Here is a 19,552-nt window from a genome sequence, read left to right as displayed (position 1 = left end):
GGAGCCGTCGACCACTTCTCGCAGAAGCCGTGCTTGCGGGCGCTCCATCTGCGAAATATGTGTCTTGGCAGGAAACTGTCATGGACGGCCGGTTTCAGAATGTACCAACAGTGACTGGAAGTGGTCTTCGCGCGTTCCGCGACAATTTCGTCAGGCCGGAAGGAGGGTTATCTTGCAATTCAACGTCTCTTTCACAGAAACCGCGCTGTCCATATTCTTTGCCGTCCTGTCCTTGGCATTGTCGTGCTGGCTGGCGCGCTACCCTTCGAAAACGGGCACTGGAGTGACACTTGGCGTGCTTCTCGGTGTTTTTCTGATCAATGTTACGGCGGGTCTCGTTGCCTTTCTGGGATATGTCTTCCCATTCGGGCAGATCGATTTTTGGCTGGCGAGCTCTTTGGCGCAAATCCTGCGATAGGACCCATGGCTTGGAACCGTCTTTACGAAACAGGCAAAGAAAAAGGGCGGACAATATGTTGTCCGCCCTTTTTGTATTCCTATTGCCAAGGCGTCAGGACGCTATGGCCTTTGGCCGGGACTGGCCTTCTTCTTCCGTCAGCAGGCCGCTGGTGCGCAGCAGCGAGGTGAAGCGTCCGCCGCGCTGGCTCAGCTCATCGAAAGTACCCTTTTCTATGACCCGGCCCTGATCGAGGAACAGCACGAGATCGGCGTCGCGAACCGTGGAAAGACGGTGGGCGATGATGAAGGTCGTGCGGTTCTTTCTCAGCGCATCCACCGCAGCCTTCACGCGGGCTTCCGTTTCCACGTCAAGTGCGCTGGTCGCCTCGTCGAGAACCAGAATAGGCGCGTTCTTGAGGATAGCGCGCGCAATGGCGATACGCTGGCGCTCGCCGCCGGAGAGGCGGTTGCCGCGTTCACCGACCTGGGTGAGATAGCCGTTGATACGGCTGTCGATGAAGTCGGTTGCCGCGGCCGCCGCTGCGGCTTCCACCACTTCCGCATCCGTTGCCGATTCGCGGCCGAGGCGGATGTTTTCGCGGATGGAGCGGTTTAGCAGACCGGCATCCTGAAACACGGTGGCGATGGAGTTGCGGAGCGAGTTTTTCGTCACCGTCGAAATATCGGTTCCGTCGATCAGGATCTGGCCGGAATCGGGATCATAGACCCGCTGCAGGAGATTGATGAGCGTGGTCTTGCCGGCGCCCGTCGGCCCGACGATCGCAACCGTTTCGCCCGCCTTGGCCGTGAACGAGACGTCGTGAACGCCCTGCTTGGTATTGGCGAAACCGAAATTGATGTTGCGGAACTCCACCGTGCCGGAGACATTCGACAATTCGCGGGCATCGCCCGGCTCTTCCCGTTCCTTGACGGAATCCTCCAGCACGAAGAAATCCTCGAGCTTGGCGCGGGCTTCGAAAATCTGCGTCACGAATTGGCGCATCTGGTCCAGCCTGCCGATCAGGAGATTGGCAAAACCGATGAAGGCGATGACATCGCCAACGCGCAACTCGCCGTTCTTCACCAGCACGGTGCCGATGACGAGGATGATCATCATCGAAACGGTGGAGGCCGTGCGGTTGAGCGCACTTGCGAAGGCCCACCAGTCCAGCACGGGATATTGCGCGCTCAGCAGCTTTTCGGTGAAGGATTTCAGTGCTTTGGTTTCAGCTTCGATGCGGTTGTAGCTGTGCAGCACCGACACGTTGCTGATGGAATCGCTGACATGGGCAAAAACGCTGTGATAATGCTCCTCGACCGAAGCCTGGCCGTCCTTGGTGCGGCCCATGACCCATTTGCCGATGAACCAGTAGACGATGCCAAGGCCGATCAGAACGAAGCTGAGGCGCAGGTCCATGGACATGGCGGTTGGCACAAGCAGCACCAGCGCGACGAAGGTGGCCAGATGCGTGCGCATGAATTCCAGCCACAGGCCGAACAGCGTTTCGCTGGCGCGCAGCAGCGTGTGCAGGGCGTTGGATGTGCCGCGCTGATGGTGCCAGGAGAGCGGCATGGAGATGATGCGGCCGAAGGCTTCGGTCAGAAGCGAAGCGCGCCGGCCATGGGCCAGCCGGTCGGCCTCGCGCGCGACCGCGACATAAGCGACGGTATTGAAGACGCCGAAACCCGCCCACAGAATGAGGATGGACGTGACATTGGTGCCGGAAGAGATGGCGTCGATGATACGGCCGAACAGTACGGGTTCGGCGATGGTGATCGCTGCAAGAATGACGTTGGCGATGACGACCACCGTCACCCGCCATTTATGAACGGTCAGATAGCGCAGAGCGCGTGTGTAAACCTGAAACAAGGTCAAATTTTCAATCCAGTCCGTGCGTCTTTTTCGAGCTGTTGATTGTTCGGTCTCAAAGCCTTGCTACTTTAGCAAGGTTGCATGAGACGGCGAATTTTGTGTAATTATCGCTCTTTCTGTCTGAATGGCGGCTTAACAAATTGAGCGCGCGTGCGAACCGAAAAAAACCGAACCCGATGTTTCCCGGGGGACGCCGTCACAAGATTTCGCATCTTCGTTTCAGGGATTGCTAACGACGATATGTTCAATCTGAACCGACCGGCGCCCGAGTAACATGACGTCATCGCGGGACCATGTCCTCCGTGTCATTCCCTTCAAGCCAAGCTCCGGACCTTGTGTCTTTATGCATGATATTCTTCATTTCATCTCTGCCTGTTACCAAGCGGGAAACGCCGACCACGTGCGCTCCGAATTTGTGGCGCTCATCCGCGAATACGGTTTCGAATATTTCCTCGTTAGCAGGCGGATGACCGGGGAGCTTGCCTCTAACGGCCAGATCCTTGCGCAACATCTGCCGGAAGGCTGGATCGAGGTCTACAGGGCCAAGAAATACAATCTCGTCGATCCCGTCCGTAAGGTGATCGGCATGGTGCACAAGCCGTTTCAGTGGAAAGAAGCGCTTGAGGGCCTGCCGCGTGCGATGCATCGTAAAAGGGCGAGCGTCTTTTTTAACGATGCCGGCCGTTACGGTCTGCAAGGCGGTTATGCCTTTCCGGTGCATGGGCGCGCGGGCTTTATCGGCGCGGTCTTCATCGGCGGTCAGGACCGGCAATTGCCGTCGCTGCAGGTCGAGCTGCTGGATGCGGCGACACGCGCCGTATTCTGGCGGCTGCTCGATCTTTCGGGCCAGGCCCATGGTCTCAATAATGCCCCGGAAGTCTCCGCGCTCGAATTGACGAGGCGCGAAATGGAGGTCCTGACGCTGATGGCGGATGGCATGACCTCCACCGAAATCGGACGCCAGCTATCCATCTCCAACCACACGGTCGACTGGTATATCAACGGAATCCAGCGCCGTTTCAGCGCCAGGAACAGGCAGCATACCGTCGCGCTCGCTTTTCGCCATGGCCTGCTAAGCTAACGGCGACAGGACGGTTCTCTCCCGAATTGCCCTTTCCAAGACCGGGTTTTGCTGCTTAATTCCGCAGTGCAGCAGAAATTTTGTTTTGGCGTGTGGGGAGACCGTCTTGAAAATATCGAAAATACTTGTTGCCAACCGATCCGAAATAGCGATCCGCGTTTTCCGGGCAGCCAACGAGCTTGGGATTAAAACCGTTGCGATTTGGGCGGAAGAAGACAAGCTGTCTTTGCACCGCTTCAAGGCGGATGAATCCTATCAGGTCGGCAGGGGGCCGCATCTCGCCAAGGATATGGGGCCAATCGAAAGTTATCTTTCGATTGAGGAAGTTATCCGTGTGGCCAAGCTCTCCGGAGCGGACGCGATCCATCCCGGTTATGGTCTGCTGTCTGAAAGCCCGGAATTTGTGGAGGCCTGCAACAAGGCCGGCATCACCTTCATCGGACCGACGGCGGATACGATGCGCCAGCTCGGCAACAAGGTCGCTGCCCGCAATCTGGCGATCTCGGTTGATGTACCCGTTGTTCCCGCCACCGATCCGCTGCCGGATGATATTGCGGAAGTGGAGCGCATGGCCGAGGAAATCGGCTATCCCGTCATGCTGAAAGCCTCCTGGGGTGGTGGCGGTCGCGGCATGCGCGCCATCCGCAGACGAGAAGATCTCGCCCGTGAGGTGACGGAGGCCAAGCGCGAGGCGAAAGCCGCCTTCGGCAAGGATGAGGTTTATCTCGAAAAGCTGGTCGAGCGTGCGCGTCACGTCGAAAGCCAGATTCTCGGCGATACGCATGGCAATGTCGTACATCTGTTCGAGCGTGATTGTTCGATCCAGCGCCGCAACCAAAAGGTGGTCGAGCGTGCGCCCGCGCCCTATCTGAGCGAAGCGCAGCGTCAGGAGCTCGCCTCCTACTCCCTGAAGATCGCCGCCGCGACCAATTATATCGGCGCCGGCACGGTTGAATATCTGATGGATGCCGACAGCGGCAAATTCTACTTCATCGAGGTCAATCCGCGTATTCAGGTGGAACATACCGTCACCGAAGTCGTGACCGGTATCGATATCGTCAAGGCGCAGATTCATATTCTTGAAGGGGCTGCCATCGGTACGGCGGAATCCGGCGTTCCCAAGCAGGGGGATATCCGCCTCAACGGTCACGCGCTGCAGTGCCGCATCACGACGGAAGACCCGGAACATAATTTCATTCCGGATTATGGCCGTATCACTGCCTATCGCTCCGCTTCGGGCTTCGGCATTCGTCTGGACGGCGGCACGTCCTATACCGGCGCTGTCATCACGCGATATTACGATCCGCTGCTCGTCAAGGTGACGGCCTGGGCACCGCGCCCGGATGAGGCAATCAACCGCATGGACCGCGCGCTGCGCGAATTCCGTATCCGCGGCGTTGCGACCAACCTCACCTTCCTTGAAGCTATCATCGGTCACGACAGCTTCCGCAACAATACCTATACGACCCGCTTCATCGATTCGACGCCGGAACTGTTTGCGCAGGTCAAGCGTCAGGACCGCGCCACCAAGCTTCTGACCTATCTTGCCGACGTGACCGTTAATGGCCACCCGGAAACCAAGGGGCGTGCGAAACCCTCCGACAAGGCGGCAAAGCCCGTCGTACCCTATATCGATGCGCCGACGCCTGACGGCACCAAGCAGTTGCTGGACAAGCTCGGTCCGAAGGGCTTCGCGGACTGGATGCGCAACGAAAAGCGCGTGCTGGTCACCGACACGACCATGCGCGACGGGCACCAGTCGCTGCTGGCCACCCGTGTCCGCACCCATGATATCGCCCGGGTCGCCAATGTTTACGCCAAGGCGCTGCCGCAGCTTCTGTCGCTGGAGTGCTGGGGCGGGGCGACATTCGACGTTTCCATGCGCTTCCTGACTGAAGACCCCTGGGAACGTCTGGCCCTCATTCGGGAAGGCGCGCCGAACCTGCTGCTGCAGATGCTTCTGCGCGGTGCGAATGGCGTCGGATACAAGAATTATCCTGATAACGTCGTCAAATATTTCGTCCGCCAGGCCGCAAGGGGCGGGGTCGATCTTTTCCGCGTCTTCGACTGCCTGAACTGGGTGGAGAATATGCGTGTCTCGATGGATGCGATTGCCGAGGAGAACAAGCTCTGCGAGGCGACCATCTGCTACACCGGCGATCTGCTGAATTCGGCGCGTCCGAAATACGATCTCAAATATTATACCAGCCTTGCCGCCGAGCTTGAAAAGGCCGGTGCGCATATCATCGCCGTCAAGGACATGGCGGGTCTGTTGAAACCGGCTGCCGCCAGGGTCCTGTTCAAGGCGCTGCGCGAGGCGACCAGCCTGCCGATCCATTTCCACACCCATGACACCTCGGGCATTTCCGCCGCGACCGTTCTTGCTGCCGTGGATGCCGGCGTCGACGCCGTGGATGCTGCAATGGATGCCTTCTCCGGCAATACGTCGCAGCCATGCCTCGGCTCGATCGTGGAGGCGCTGGCGGGGTCGGAACGCGATACGGGTCTCGATACCGAATGGATCCGCCGCATTTCCTTCTATTGGGAGGCCGTACGCAATCAATATGCGGCTTTCGAAAGTGATCTCAAGGGACCGGCTTCGGAAGTCTACCTGCATGAAATGCCGGGCGGCCAGTTCACCAATCTCAAGGAACAGGCCCGTTCGCTGGGTCTCGAGAGCCGCTGGCACGAGGTGGCGCAGGCCTATGCCGACGCCAACCGCATGTTCGGCGATATCGTCAAGGTGACGCCGTCCTCCAAGGTCGTCGGTGACATGGCGCTGATGATGGTCAGCCAGGACCTGACGGTTGCCGACGTTGAAAACCCTGATCGTGAAGTGTCTTTCCCTGACTCGGTGGTGTCGATGCTGAAGGGCGATCTGGGACAGTCGCCCGGCGGCTGGCCGGCAGCCCTGCAGAAAAAGGCGCTGAAGGGTGAAGCGCCCTACACGGTTCGCCCGGGTTCGCTGCTGGAAGATGCCGATCTCGACGCGGAGCGGAAGGTGATCGAGACCAAGCTGGAGCGCAAGGTCGACGATTTTGAGTTCGCGTCCTATCTGATGTATCCGAAAGTGTTCACCGATTTCGCGCTTACCGCCGAGACCTATGGTCCGGTTTCCGTGCTGCCCACCCATGCCTATTTCTACGGCATGGAGGATGGCGAGGAGCTGTTTGCCGATATCGAGCGCGGCAAGACGCTTGTCATCGTCAATCAGGCCTCATCGGGCACTGACGATAAGGGCACGGTGACGGTGTTCTTCGAGATCAACGGTCAGCCGCGCCGCATCAAGGTGCCGGACCGGGCACATGGCGCCTCCGGTGCCGCCGTGCGCCGCAAGGCCGAACCCGGCAATGCATCCCATATCGGCGCGCCGATGCCGGGCGTGATCAGCCGCGTCTTTGTCAATCAGGGGCAGGAGGTCAAGGCCGGCGATGTGCTGCTGTCCATCGAAGCGATGAAGATGGAAACCGCGCTCCACGCCGAACGTGACGGCAAGATCGCTGAGGTTCTGGTGCGCCCCGGCGACCAGATCGACGCGAAGGACCTGTTGATCTCCTACGCCGAATAAGCCCTGTCGCATCGTCGATAAGGTTGCAGACGCCCGCCTTTCGGCGGGCGTTTTTTATTGCGCTTCGGAAGAAACTCGAATATGCATGTTCGTGCACGTTTGTTCCTGTTTATGCATGAGTTTCGATGAGCGATCATTTTGTCAGTGAGCGGCAGGCGCTCATCCTCGCGCAGTTGCGGCAAAGCGGCCGGGTGCTTGCGCAGGATCTGGCCCAGAATTTCGGTGTTTCCGAAGACACTGTGCGCCGTGACCTGCGCGAGATGGCGGCGCGTGGGGAATGTCTGCGGGTCTATGGCGGAGCACTGCTCTCCGACAGCACGACGGTGCCGCTGAAGATGCGCATTGCCGAGGATGCCGATCGCAAGGCGATGCTGGCGCGTGCCGTCGTTCCGCTGCTTGAGCCGGGCATGGTCGTTTTTATCGATGCCGGCTCCACCAATCTCGCCGTTGCACGAGCGATCCCGGCCGGTCTCAACCTCACAGTCGTGACGAATACGCCCGCCATTGCCGCCGAACTGACAGGGCGAGCCGATATCGATCTGGTGCTGATCGGCGGCAAGGTCGATCCGGCTGTTGGTGCTGCGATCGACGCCATGGCACTGCGGCAGCTTGAGTTGATGCGGCCCGACCTCTGTATTCTCGGCGTTTGCGGTGTCGCGACTGAAATGGGCCTCTCGGCCGATGTTTTCGAGGATGCGGTGTTCAAGCGGCTTGCCTGCAGCGCCAGCCAGCGGATTGTCGCGGCAATCACCACCGAAAAGCTCGGTCACAAGGCAGCCTTTCACGTCCATGATTTTTCCCCGCCGCTTTCCCTCGTGCTGGAGCAGGATGCCGACCGCGCATTGGTCGAGGCGCTGTCGGCGAAGGGCGTAGACGTTTATTGCGGCGATGAAGACGTCGCCCGATTTTCCCACGGTCAAGTCTGAAGGATATTGCCGATGAATGGCCCCACGTCATTTTCGCCGACGGCTGCACGCTCGTCCTATCTGACCCGGCACAGGCTGGGCGTTTCCCTGCTGTTTTTGATGAACGGTTTCATGATGGGATCCTGGGCGCCCAAGATCCCGGAATTCGCAGCGCGCCTGTCCCTCAGTGAAAGCGCTCTCGGCCTTATCATTCTGGTTTTCGGCATCGGCTCACTGGTCTTCATGCCCATTGCCGGTTCCCAGATTGCCCGTTTCGGCTCGCGCACGGTCAGCCTCGTGACTGCGGCGATCTTTTTGCCGACGCTGCTCTTCATCTCCTGGGCAGGCACGATCTGGGCGGGGGTAATTGCGGTCTTCCTGTTTGGCGGCCTGACGGGGGCGATGGACGTCGCCATGAACGCCAATGCGGTGGCGGTGGAGCGCGACATGCGCCGGGCGATCATGTCGTCGTGCCATGCGTTCTGGAGCCTTGGTGGCCTGATCGGCGCCGGTCTCGGTGGTTACCTCATCACGGCCATTGGTGTGCAGGGCCATGCTGTTGCGCTAACGATCATTGCGCTGGTGCTGCTGGTCATTGCCTGGCCGCGGGTTCTCGCGGATCGTCCGCATCTGGGAGCGGAGCGCCCGAAAGGCGGCCTGCCGCTGACACCGCTGCCATGGATCATCGGCCTGATGGCGCTGTTCTCGATGATTCCGGAAGGCGCGATCCTCGATTGGGGCGCACTTTATCTGCGCAATGAGCTGGGAGCCTCGGTGTCCCAGTCCGGTTTCGCTTTCGCGGCCTTCTCTATGACCATGGCGGCCATGCGTTTTGCCGGCGATCTGGTGCGTGACCGGTTCGGAGCGGTCAATACCCTGCGATTCTGCTCGGTCATGTCAATCACCGGTCTGTTGATCGCTGGTCTTGCGGGCAATTCCACCTTCGCCATCATCGGCTTCGCCATTGCGGGCATCGGTATTTCCAACATGGTGCCCATCGCCTTCTCGGCGGCCGGCAACATGCCGGGACTGGCGCCGGGAATCGGGCTCTCCGTCGTCACCACCATGGGTTATTCCGGTATTCTGGTGGCACCCTCCGCAATCGGCTTCATTGCAGAACATACGGGTCTTGCCAGTGTTTTCATCGCGCTGCCGTTGCTGCATGTGGTGGTTTTGCTGCTTTCGCGGCTCGCCCGCCACGCGGATGGCGCCGGCAAGGAATAGGCGTCTCGAATTTTGCCATGATTGCGGTAAAGTAGAAGCTCTCATGCGTTGGGTGTTGACAAGCAGGCCCCCTTGTTTCACCTCAATTGCCAGACCTTGCCGCAAGCTCCAGAGACCGCCATGACGTCACATGCCGATTACGATCCTAAGCCCCGCCGCGCATCCGTCGCCGTAGACGTGGGCGGTGTCATCGTCGGTGGCGGCGCGCCCGTCGTCGTGCAGTCGATGACCAATACCGACACGGCTGACATCGATGCCACCGTCAGCCAAGTGGCGGCGCTGTTCCGGGCCGGTTCGGAAATCGTTCGCATCACCGTCGACCGTGACGAGAGTGCGGCTGCCGTTCCGAAAATCCGCGAGCGGTTGCTGCGTCTTGGGCTTGATGTGCCGCTTGTCGGCGATTTCCATTATATCGGCCACAAGCTTCTGGCCGACCATCCGGCCTGCGCCGAAGCACTGGCGAAATACCGCATCAATCCCGGCAACGTTGGCTTCAAGGATAAAAAGGACAAGCAGTTCGGCGAAATCGTCGAAATGGCGATCCGCTACGACAAGCCGGTCCGAATCGGCGTGAACTGGGGGTCGCTGGATCAGGAATTGCTGACCACGCTGATGGACAGGAACAAGGAAGAGGGTTTTCCGCTCTCCGCCCGCCAGGTCACGCGCGAGGCCATCGTGCAGTCGGCGCTGATTTCCGCCGAGCTTGCCGAAGAGATCGGCCTGCCGCGCAATCGCATCATCCTGTCCGCCAAGGTCAGTCAGGTGCAGGATCTGATCGCCGTTTATTCGATGTTGTCGGAGCGGTCCGATCACGCCCTGCATCTGGGTCTTACCGAAGCGGGCATGGGTTCCAAGGGCATCGTCGCCTCGTCTGCCGCCATGGGTTATGTGCTACAGCACGGTATCGGCGATACGATCCGTGTTTCGCTGACGCCGGAGCCGAATGGCGACCGCACCCGCGAGGTGCAGGTGGCGCAGGAATTGCTGCAGGTCATGGGTTTCAGGCAATTCATTCCCGTTGTTGCGGCATGTCCCGGCTGCGGGCGCACCACGTCCACCGTCTTTCAGGAACTGGCGCAGAACATCCAGAACGATATTCGCAAGAACATGCCGGTCTGGCGCGAGAAATATCCCGGTGTCGAGGCGCTGAATGTTGCTGTCATGGGCTGCATCGTCAACGGTCCCGGCGAAAGCAAACATGCCGATATCGGTATTTCCCTGCCCGGAACCGGCGAAAGCCCTGCCGCTCCCGTCTTCATAGATGGGGAAAAGGCGCTCACCCTGCGTGGTCCCAACATTGCCGGTGATTTCGAAGCGCTTGTGGCCGATTACATCGAAAAGCGTTTTGGCCGGAAAGACGCGGCGGAGTAAAGAGTACCGTGAAAAGGCCGGAATTCCACTGTCGTACCTCCTGAACCTCTCGGAGCATCAAAACATATGATCAAAAAAATCGCGATCGTCGCCCTTTGCGGGACCTATCTTTCCGCTTGCACCACCACCGATCCCTATACGGGTGAGCAAAAGATGTCGAATACGGCGGGCGGTGCCGGTATCGGCGCCGTGGTTGGCGCGCTCGGCGGTCTGGCTGTCGGCGGTTCGCCGACCGGTCGTCGCAATGCTGCGCTTATCGGTGCGGGCATCGGTGCGCTCGCCGGTGGCGCCATTGGCAATTACATGGATGGTCAGGAAGCCGAGCTTCGCGCCCAGCTTCAGGGTACGGGCGTTTCGGTTTCCCGCCGCGGCGACAGCATCGTTCTCAACATGCCGTCGAACATTACCTTCGCGACGGATCAGGATCAGGTCATTCCGCCGTTCTATCAGACGCTCGATTCCGTCGGCATCGTGCTGAACAAGTTCAACCGCACGCTGATCGATATCAACGGTCACACCGATTCCACCGGTAGCCCCGGTTACAATCAGGGCCTTTCGGAACGTCGCGCCGCTTCGGTCGCCAATTATCTGGGTGCGCGCGGTGTCGACCAGCGCCGTATTTCGACACTCGGCTTCGGTGCCTCGCAGCCGATCGCATCGAATGCAACGCCTGACGGTCGCGCCCAGAACCGCCGCGTCGAAGTGCTGATTTCGCCCCTCAAGGGCTGATCGGATGTAGGGGCTGAGCGGGTATGCCGACTCAGCTTTTGCGTTCGGCGATAAATCTTGCGGCCGCGATGAGAATCGCGGCCTTTTCACCATAAGGGGCCAGGAGTTCTGCGGCTTCGGCCACCTGTTCCTGCAGTTTGCGGCGCGCCCATTCCTCGCCGCGCAGTGCCACCAGCGTTCCCTTGCCGCGTGCGGCGTCCTTGCCGGTCGCCTTGCCCATGGTGGCGGCATCGGCGGTCAGATCCAGAAGATCGTCGGCGAGCTGGAACGCGAGGCCGATCTTTTCGCCGAAGAGACGCAGTCTCTGCCGTTCGGCACTGTCGCTGCCGGCAATGATCGCGCCGGCCTCGCAGGCGAAACGCAGCAATGCGCCGGTTTTCATGGCCTGCAATGTAATGACGCCAGCCTCGTCCGGCGCCTTCTTTTCAGCGGCAAGATCGAGCGCCTGTCCGCCAGCCATGCCGCCAATGCCGGCTGCGCGGGCGAGCGAAAGCACGAGTGCGGCCTTGCGCTCGGCCGCGAGCGGATTTTCATCCGAGGCGATGATATCGAAAGCGAGTGTCAGCAGGCTGTCGCCGGCGAGAATGGCGGTCGCCTCATCGAATTTGCGATGCACTGTCGGCTGGCCACGGCGCAGGTCGTCGTCGTCCATGGCCGGCAGATCGTCATGAACAAGCGAATAACAATGGAGGCATTCCAGTGCTGCGCCGACATAATAAGCGGCTTCGGCGTCTCCGCCCGCAAGTTCGGCGCTTTCGATGACGAGGAAGGGCCGCAGGCGTTTGCCGCCGTTCAGCACCCCATGGCGCATGGCGTCGAGCAGGTTCTGCGGGCGCGTGATCTCGTCTCCGCGCGCTTCACCCGAGAGCAGGCGGCCGAGCAGGGCCTCGGTTTTTGCCGCGTTCTCGCGCAGCCGCGTTTCAAAATTCGTCATCTGAGCGTCCATGCCGCGCTCTTTGGCACGCCGCGCCGGGCCAGGCAAACCTTTTCGTGATTCGAGAGCCGCAACAGTGTGACCGGACTCGCCTTGAAGACGGCAATGGACTATGAAAGGCTTAAATTGGCGTGGGGCGCGGGGACGGATATTGAGCAGTACGCCTGAAAGCGACGCAGATTACGCCGTGCTGGCGGAAGACCGGAGCAGTCCGAAGGTGGATTTTCGCACGTTGGCAAAGCGCATCATCATGACCTTGCTGGCATTGCTGATCCTGCCCTATCTGCTCATTCCCGTCTATGCGCTGCCGTTTATCCGCCCTGTTTCGACGCTGATGCTGGCGGATCTGGTGACCCTGCAGGGTTACGACCGGCGCTGGGTGCCGCTTGAGGATATTTCCCCGCGTCTGGTCCAATCCGTGATGATGTCCGAGGACGGACAATTCTGTTTCCATGGCGGGGTGGACTGGAACCAGATGCAGTCGGTGGTCAGCAATGCACTCGACGGGGCCGCGACCCGTGGCGCCAGCACCATTCCGATGCAGACGGCAAAGAACCTGTTTTTATGGAACGGCCGCTCTTTCCTGCGCAAGGGGCTGGAACTGCCGCTGGCGATTGCCGCCGATTTCCTCTGGTCCAAAAAGCGGATGATGGAGATTTATCTCAACGTTGCCGAATGGGGCCCGGGTATTTACGGCATCGAGGCCGCCGCGCAGCACCATTTCAAGATTCCGGCGGCAAAGCTCAGTTCCCGTCAGGCGGCACTGCTGGCCGTCTCCCTGCCCAATCCCATCGATCGTGTCGCCAGCAAGCCGGGGCGCGGCCTGCAAAGGCTCGCGGGCCTCATCGAGCGGCGTGCCCGGGCATCGGGCGGCTATGTCGGCTGCGTGCTGGACTGATCCCCGCCCGCCAACTCAGCCTTTCGTGAAGATATAATCGGTTTCCTGCCGCAGGGTTTCGCCCGGCCGCAGGATCGCGTGCGGAAAATCCGCGTGATTGACGGCATCGGGCCATATCTGCGTTTCCAGGCAGAAACCGGCGAAGGGGCCATAGTGGCGGCCGTCGAGGCCGGGAACGGGAACATTCAGCTTGAAGGCCGAATAAAACTGTACACCGGGTTCGGTGGTGTGAACCTCAAGGGCGATATCCGAGGCCGGCGAATAGGCGCGGGCGATCTTGCGCTTGGCACGGCGCTCGGGCGACAGGCAGAAATTGTGATCGTAAAGCACCTGTTCGCCATTCTCCTTGCGCCGCATCGGCGTCGGCTGGCGCAGGTCGAAGACGGTGCCGTCGACAGAGCGGATTTCGCCGGTCGGTATCTGCTGTTCGTTGGTCGGCAGATAATAATCGGCGGCAATGCTGATCTCGTGTCCAAGCGCCGTCTCCGCGCCATCGAGATTGAAGTAGGAGTGCTGGCAGACATTGGCGATGGTCGGTTTGTCGCTCACCGTTTCATAAACCACTGAAAGCACGCCACCGTCGCGGATCGTGTAGGTGGCCGTCACCGTGCAATTACCGGGATAACCGGCGCGGCCATCGGGATCGATGATCTGCAGTACCGCGTGGCTTTCGCCATGTTCCATCAGCATCCAGTTGCGCTTGCCCATGCCGTCGCTGCCGCCATGCAGATGGGTTACGCCCTTTTCGTTCAGCTCCAGCTGGTATTCGTGTCCGTCGATGGAAAACCTGCCATTGCCGATGCGGTTGGCGTTGCGGCCCGGTGTGGCGCCAAAATAGGAGGAATATTTGTAGTCCTCGAATTTATCGAAACCGAGCACCAGCGGCGGCTGATGGCCATCAAGGCGCAGGTCCTGAATGACGGCGCCCCAGGTGATGACTTTCGCCGTCAAACCACCTTTCGAGATGGTGACGCGTTCGACCTTTTCGCCGGTTGCCGTGAAACCGAAATTCTCCCGTGCCGCACCGTCGCTCATCTCGTCACTCTCCCTGGACTTGTGAATTGCCGGGCGGACGTTGCGTCATTTTCCGGCAATTCGCAATCCCGCAATTCAAGGCATGTCCACCAAAAGTGTCCCGGGGTTTTGGCACAAGGACATGCTTAAACCAGGGACGAAAACGCGTCGCATGCGTTTGGCAGGACGCGGCGCACTTTACGCGGCCAGTTTACCGATGGCTTCGAGATCGTAAGGTGTCGTCTGATATATTTCGTTGATCCAGTTGCCGAAAAACAGATGGGCATGGCTGCGCCAGCGGTTGAGCGGGGCAAGTTCCGGGTCGTTGTGCGGGAAATAATCATGCGGCAGCTTGATGGGCACGCCGGCATTCGCATCGCGGAAATATTCATCCGAAAGCGACGTCGAATCATATTCGACATGGTTGAACATATAAAGCCGGTTGCCCGCTTTCTCATGCACCAGACATACGCCCATTTCCTCCGACTCCATCAGGATTTCGAGTTCAGGGTGTTTTTCTATGTCGGCGCGGCGCACCTCCGTCCAGCGGGAGACCGGAACCTGAAAATCGTCAGAAAAACCGTTCAGGTAGATGGACGAGGGGCAGAGATTGCGGTGACGATAGACGCCGAATGCCTTTTCCTTCAGTTCGTATTTTGGAACGCCGTGGAAATGATAGATGGCGGCCATCGCACCCCAGCAGACATTCAGCGTCGAATGAACGTTGGTCTGTGTCCACTCGAAAATTTTCTGCATCTCGTTCCAGTAGGTCACATCTTCATAGTCCAGCAGCTCGATGGGCGCGCCGGTAATGATGAAACCGTCGAACTTGCGGTGGCGCACTTCCTCCCACGTCTCATAAAAGGAAAGGAGATGTTCTTCCGGTGTGTTCTTGGCGCGGTGGCCGCCGATCCTCACCAGCGAAAGCTCCACCTGCAGCGGCGAGGCGCCGACAAGCCGCGCCATCTGGATTTCCGTCTTGATCTTGTTCGGCATGAGGTTGAGAAGCCCGATCTGGAGCGGGCGGATATCCTGCCGGATGGCCGCCGTTTCGGTCATGACCCGCACGCCCTCATGAACGAGGGTTTCAAAGGCGGGAAGCGTATCGGGAATCTTGATCGGCATGTCGAACTCTCTTTTCGGATGACGTAAAGAACGTTGCGAAAACAAAAAAACCGGCAGCGAAATCGCGACCGGTCCCAGGAAATTGCCTTTTTCCTCGACCCTTTAGCGACTTCTTTAAAGTGGCTGCAAGCCGGTCGGCAAATCACCACTGAGGCGTTTCATAATCCTGAAGCCGGCGAAAATCAATATAGGCTGATTTCATCGGGTTTCGGCTTTCCCTTTTTGTGCCAGTTGCGATAAGGCAGGGCATGGATAAAGAGCGCTTCACCATTCTGCTTGGCGGCGATGTCACGGTTACGGATCGTCTTGAGGAGGCGGTCGCGGAAAGCCGCGTGATTGCGGCCGATGGCGGCATGCGCCATGCCGGCCCACTCGGGCTTAGACCGGAGCTGTGGGTCGGGGATTTCGATTCCGCCAGCAAAGAGCTGCTCGATGCCTGGCCTGATGTGGAACGCCAGCCTTACCCCGCCGCAAAGGCGGTGACGGATGGTGAGATTGCTGTCTCGGAGGCTCTTTCCCGCGGCGCGCATTCGCTGCTGCTGGTGGGCGCGCTCGGGGGCGCGAGAAGCGACCACGCGCTGCAGCATCTGCTTTACGCGGTGGCGCTTGCCGAACGGGGGCTTGACGTTACGCTGACCTCCGGTGAGGAGGAGGCCCGGCCGCTGCTTCCCGGCTCGCTTGATGTCGATCTGCCGGCCGGCTCGTTGTTCTCGGTGGCCGGATTTACCGCCCTTGGGGGGCTGGATATCGGCAATGTGCGTTATCCGCTTGACGATTTCGCGCTTGCTTTCGGTTCCTCCCGCACTATTTCCAATGTCGCGAATGGCGGCCCTGTGCATTTCTCGCTGAAAAGCGGAAAAGCCATCGTGCTCGCCCGCCCTTATGATCTGACCGGAGCCTGACGCCTTGGCACCCCCTATTTTGAAACTCGACGATATCAAGCTGACCTTCGGCGTGACCCCGCTTCTGGATGGCGCCAATCTTCAGGTGGAGCCGGGTGACCGCATCTGTCTCGTCGGGCGCAACGGTTCGGGCAAGTCCACGCTGATGAAGATCGCCGCCGGGCTGGTCGAGGCGCAGTCGGGCGAGGTTTTCCGGCATCCGGCCGCCACCATCCGCTATCTGGAACAGGCACCGGATTTTGTCGGCTACGACACCGTTCAGGCCTATGCCGAGGCGGGCCTCGGGCCCGGTGACGATGCCTACCGCGTGACTTATCTTCTCGAGCATCTCGGGCTGACGGGGCAGGAAAACCCCGCGAGCCTTTCCGGCGGTGAGGCGCGGCGTGCGGCGCTTGCCCGCGTCATGGCGCCGGAACCCGATATCCTGATGCTGGACGAGCCGACCAACCATCTGGACCTGCCCACCATCGAATGGCTGGAAAGCGAATTGCAGCAGTCGCGCAGTGCGCTGGTGCTGATTTCGCACGACCGGCGTTTTCTCGAAAAAGTCTCGACTTCGACCGTATGGCTCGATCGCGGCCAGTCCCGCCGTCTCAATCGTGGCTTTGCCCATTTTGAGGAATGGCGCGACAAGGTGCTGGAAGAGGAAGAACTGGAGCAGCACAAGCTCGGCAAGGCCATCGAACGCGAAGAACACTGGATGCGGTACGGCGTGACCGCGCGGCGCAAGCGCAACATGCGCCGTGTCGGCGAGCTTCAGGCCATGCGCGCCGAATATCGCGGCCACAAGGGGCCGCAGGGTACGGTGCAGGCGACCGTCACCGAAGGCCGCGAGTCCGGTAAGCTGGTCATCGAGGCAGAGGCCATCACCAAGGCTTATGGCGAGCGCGTGATCGTCTCGCCGTTTTCGCTGAGGGTGCATCGCGGCGATTGCATCGGTCTCGTCGGGCCGAATGGCGCGGGCAAAACCACGCTTTTGAAGATGCTTACCGGCCAGCTGGAGCCTGATAGCGGTGTGGTGAAGCTTGGCACCAACCTGGAGATCGCAACGCTCGACCAGAAGCGCGAGGAGCTCAATCCCAACGATACGCTCGCGCATTACCTGACGGATGGCCGGGGTGACAATCTGCTGGTGAATGGGGAAGTGAAGCACGTAACGGGCTACATGAAGGACTTCCTGTTCCAGCCGGAACAGGCCCGCACGCCGATCCGTAATCTTTCGGGTGGCGAACGCGCCCGGCTTATTCTGGCGCGCATCCTGGCGCGGCCGACCAATCTTCTGATCCTCGACGAGCCGACCAACGATCTCGATATTGAAACGCTCGATCTGCTTCAGGAGATCGTTGCGGGTTTTTCCGGCACGGTCATTCTGGTCAGCCACGACCGTGATTTTCTCGACCGCACCGTCACCTCCACCATTGCGCCGGCCAATCCGGACCAGCCGGATGGGCGCTGGATCGAATATGCCGGCGGCTATTCGGACATGATGGCGCAGCGCAAGGGTGCTGCGGAAGAAAAACGCAAGGCGGAAAAGCAGGAGAAGACAAAGACGGCGTCTTCAGCCGCGCCGTCGCAGGAGCCGGCAAAGGCGAAGGGCAAGCTTTCCTTCAAGCAGAAATTCGCGCTCGAAAATCTGCCGAAGGAGATGGAAAAGGCACAGGGCGAAATCGCAAAACGCGAACAGCGCATGGCCGATCCGGCGCTTTTCACCAAGGACCCCGCCACCTTCAACACGCTGGCGCAGGAGATGTCGAAACTGCGCGAAAAGCTGGAGGCCATGGAAGAGGAATGGCTGGAACTGGAGATGCTGCGCGAGGAACTGGAAGGCTGAAGACGATGGTCTTTTGCTGACTGAAACCGCATCCACCTTTGACAGGGAGGCGGAATTGCCGTTTCCTGTGCCGGTTCGGAGGAGTTCACACCATGCGCATGATCTTCGTCAACCTGCCCGTCAAGAACATCGAGACATCGAAAAACTTCTTCACGGCGCTCGGTTTCAGCTTCAACCCGGAATATTCGGATGACCGCACGCTCTGCATGATCGTGGAGGAGAACATCTTCGTGATGCTTCTTCAGGAGGAGCGTTTTCGCGATTTCATCAATGGCGATATCGCTGATGCCAAGCGCAGCACCGAAGTTCTGACCTGTCTTTCCGCCGGAAGCCGCGACGAAATAGACCGGATGATTGCAACGGCGCTTGCCTCTGGAGGCAGTGGCTGGAAACCCGTTCAGGACCACGGCTTCATGTATGCCGGCAGTTTTCAGGATCCCGACGGCCATGTGTGGGAACTGGTGCACATGACGGGACAGGGCTGACCTTAGCCACCTTGCCAATCGCAAACGGCGGGACTAAACCATCATCGTGATCTAACGGGGTGTCTTCTGTTCTCGCGGGCAGAAGGCTGAGAGGCTTGCCAACCCGAAGAACCTGATCCGGTTCATACCGGCGGAGGGATTAGACGGCTTTAAGGCAAGCGGCTATTTCCCTATCGTTTTTGAGGAGATACCCGTGCGCCGTCGTCTTTTCCTGAATTCCCTCGTTGCCGCCTCGCTGTTTCTGCCCGGTTTCGCCGCTGCGCAGGACAGGCAGGAACTGACCGTCTACACCTATGAAAGCTTCGTTTCCGAATGGGGTCCCGGCCCCAAGGTGAAGGAGGCCTTCGAGAAGGTGTGCGGTTGCACGGTCAATTTCGTGGGTGTTGCGGATGGCGTGGCGCTGCTGAACCGCCTGAAGCTGGAAGGCGCGGGGTCCAAGGCCGATGTCGTCGTCGGTCTCGATACCAATCTCGTGGCGGAGGCGAAGCAGACGGGGCTTTTTGACGCCAGCGGCATTGATGCATCGGCGGCCAGGGTGCCGGGCGGTTACAGGGACGATGTTTTCGTGCCCTATGATTACGGGCATTTCGCCGTCGTCTATGATACGCAGACCGTGAAGAACCCGCCGACGAGCTTGAAAGAGCTGGTGGAAGGCGATCCCTCGCAGAAGATCGCCATTCAGGACCCGCGTACCTCAACGCCCGGGCTCGGCCTGCTTTTGTGGGTAAAATCGGTTTATGGCGACAAGGCGCCGGAGGCATGGGCAAAGCTCAGGAAGCGTATTCTCACCGTCACGCCTGGCTGGTCGGAATCCTACGGTCTCTTCACCAAGGGTGAGGTGCCGATGGTGCTTTCCTACACCACCTCACCCGCCTATCACATGGTCGCCGAAAAGTCGGACCGTTATCAGGCCGCCGCCTTTTCCGAAGGACATTACATCCAGATCGAGGTGTCCGGCCTTCTCAAAAACGCACCGCACAAGGAGCTGGCAAAGCAGTTCCTTGCTTTCACGCTCACATCGGGTTTTCAGGATGCGATTCCGCAGAACAACTGGATGATGCCGGTTGCGGCAACCTCGGCACCTTTGCCGGAGGCGTTTTCCAAACTCGTGGTGCCGCAGAAGACTTTCCTGATGGACCCGGAAGAGGTGGCCAAGAACCGCAAGGCCTGGATCGAAGAGTGGCTGGCGGCCATGAGCATGAACTGACGAAGA

At 59.7% G+C, this 19,552-nt stretch carries 16 protein-coding genes and 2 riboswitches; of the genes, 12 read left to right on the top strand and 4 right to left on the bottom strand.

Annotated elements, in window-relative coordinates; translation table 11 throughout:
• Positions 1 to 172 precede the first annotated feature (172 nt).
• Positions 173 to 418 carry a hypothetical protein gene (locus JZX88_RS17820; protein ID WP_110756654.1) on the top strand — a complete coding sequence of 82 codons (246 nt, stop codon included), beginning with the start codon at positions 173 to 175 and terminating at the stop codon, positions 416 to 418.
• A 93-nt stretch (positions 419 to 511) separates the two neighbouring features.
• Here JZX88_RS17820 and JZX88_RS17815 read toward each other — a convergent pair whose 3' ends face one another.
• A complete protein-coding gene (locus JZX88_RS17815) occupies positions 512 to 2,275 on the bottom strand; it encodes a glucan ABC transporter ATP-binding protein/ permease (protein ID WP_206914319.1) in 1,764 nt (587 codons plus the stop codon).
• A gap of 340 nt (positions 2,276 to 2,615) precedes the next feature.
• On the opposite strand from JZX88_RS17815, the gene JZX88_RS17810 reads away from it, so the two are divergent.
• From JZX88_RS17810 to JZX88_RS17785, 6 genes are all read left to right on the top strand, one after another.
• Entirely contained in the window at positions 2,616 to 3,353 is a 738-nt protein-coding gene (locus tag JZX88_RS17810; RefSeq protein ID WP_065114342.1) for a LuxR family transcriptional regulator, read from the top strand.
• A gap of 106 nt (positions 3,354 to 3,459) precedes the next feature.
• Positions 3,460 to 6,921 carry a pyruvate carboxylase gene (pyc, locus tag JZX88_RS17805; RefSeq protein ID WP_206914318.1) on the top strand — a complete coding sequence of 1,154 codons (3,462 nt, stop codon included), beginning with the start codon at positions 3,460 to 3,462 and terminating at the stop codon, positions 6,919 to 6,921.
• A 125-nt stretch (positions 6,922 to 7,046) separates the two neighbouring features.
• The gene (locus JZX88_RS17800; protein ID WP_206914317.1) at positions 7,047 to 7,847 is read left to right on the top strand and encodes a DeoR/GlpR family DNA-binding transcription regulator; all 801 of its coding nucleotides are present in this window, start codon (positions 7,047 to 7,049) and stop codon (positions 7,845 to 7,847) included.
• A gap of 12 nt (positions 7,848 to 7,859) precedes the next feature.
• Positions 7,860 to 9,050, top strand: coding sequence for an MFS transporter (locus JZX88_RS17795; RefSeq protein ID WP_206914316.1), 1,191 nt, complete (start codon positions 7,860 to 7,862; stop codon positions 9,048 to 9,050).
• Positions 9,051 to 9,170: 120 nt separating this feature from the next.
• Entirely contained in the window at positions 9,171 to 10,421 is a 1,251-nt protein-coding gene (ispG, locus tag JZX88_RS17790; RefSeq protein WP_065114338.1) for a flavodoxin-dependent (E)-4-hydroxy-3-methylbut-2-enyl-diphosphate synthase, read from the top strand.
• 66 nt (positions 10,422 to 10,487) lie between these two features.
• Complete coding sequence (locus tag JZX88_RS17785; protein WP_065114337.1) at positions 10,488 to 11,150, top strand: OmpA family protein; 663 nt, start codon at positions 10,488 to 10,490, stop codon at positions 11,148 to 11,150.
• A gap of 31 nt (positions 11,151 to 11,181) precedes the next feature.
• Here JZX88_RS17785 and JZX88_RS17780 read toward each other — a convergent pair whose 3' ends face one another.
• The gene (locus JZX88_RS17780; protein WP_110756660.1) at positions 11,182 to 12,096 is read right to left on the bottom strand and encodes a polyprenyl synthetase family protein; all 915 of its coding nucleotides are present in this window, start codon (positions 12,094 to 12,096) and stop codon (positions 11,182 to 11,184) included.
• 139 nt (positions 12,097 to 12,235) lie between these two features.
• On the opposite strand from JZX88_RS17780, the gene mtgA reads away from it, so the two are divergent.
• Positions 12,236 to 12,982, top strand: a complete 747-nt coding sequence (gene mtgA, locus JZX88_RS17775) for a monofunctional biosynthetic peptidoglycan transglycosylase (RefSeq protein ID WP_206914315.1) — start codon at positions 12,236 to 12,238, stop codon at positions 12,980 to 12,982.
• Between the two features lie 15 nt (positions 12,983 to 12,997).
• Here mtgA and JZX88_RS17770 read toward each other — a convergent pair whose 3' ends face one another.
• Together JZX88_RS17770 and metA are read right to left on the bottom strand one after the other, a co-directional pair.
• Positions 12,998 to 14,017, bottom strand: a complete 1,020-nt coding sequence (locus JZX88_RS17770; protein WP_174030618.1) for an aldose epimerase family protein — start codon at positions 14,015 to 14,017, stop codon at positions 12,998 to 13,000.
• 177 nt (positions 14,018 to 14,194) lie between these two features.
• On the bottom strand, positions 14,195 to 15,121 hold the full coding sequence (gene metA / locus JZX88_RS17765; protein WP_065114335.1) for a homoserine O-succinyltransferase: 927 nt from the start codon (positions 15,119 to 15,121) through the stop codon (positions 14,195 to 14,197).
• 82 nt (positions 15,122 to 15,203) lie between these two features.
• Positions 15,204 to 15,280: riboswitch (SAM riboswitch) on the bottom strand.
• Positions 15,281 to 15,369: 89 nt separating this feature from the next.
• Here metA and JZX88_RS17760 point away from each other — a divergent pair.
• The 4 genes from JZX88_RS17760 (at position 15,370) to thiB (ending at position 19,546) form a co-directional block, all read left to right on the top strand.
• A complete protein-coding gene (locus tag JZX88_RS17760) occupies positions 15,370 to 16,023 on the top strand; it encodes a thiamine diphosphokinase (RefSeq protein ID WP_206914314.1) in 654 nt (217 codons plus the stop codon).
• A gap of 4 nt (positions 16,024 to 16,027) precedes the next feature.
• Entirely contained in the window at positions 16,028 to 17,854 is a 1,827-nt protein-coding gene (locus JZX88_RS17755) for an ABC-F family ATP-binding cassette domain-containing protein (RefSeq protein ID WP_206914313.1), read from the top strand.
• A 92-nt stretch (positions 17,855 to 17,946) separates the two neighbouring features.
• Positions 17,947 to 18,339: a VOC family protein gene (locus JZX88_RS17750; RefSeq protein WP_110756667.1), complete on the top strand. Its 393-nt coding sequence runs from the start codon at positions 17,947 to 17,949 to the stop codon at positions 18,337 to 18,339.
• A 45-nt stretch (positions 18,340 to 18,384) separates the two neighbouring features.
• Positions 18,385 to 18,495: riboswitch (TPP riboswitch) on the top strand.
• Between the two features lie 37 nt (positions 18,496 to 18,532).
• On the top strand, positions 18,533 to 19,546 hold the full coding sequence (gene thiB, locus JZX88_RS17745; protein WP_065114331.1) for a thiamine ABC transporter substrate binding subunit: 1,014 nt from the start codon (positions 18,533 to 18,535) through the stop codon (positions 19,544 to 19,546).
• Positions 19,547 to 19,552: the final 6 nt, after the last annotated feature.

Source organism: Agrobacterium sp. OT33, assembly GCF_017313365.1.
Classification (GTDB): Bacteria; Pseudomonadota; Alphaproteobacteria; order Rhizobiales; family Rhizobiaceae; genus Agrobacterium; species Agrobacterium rhizogenes_A.
The sequence above is the reverse complement of the archived record's forward strand: the minus strand, read 5'-3'. Positions and strand labels throughout refer to the sequence as shown.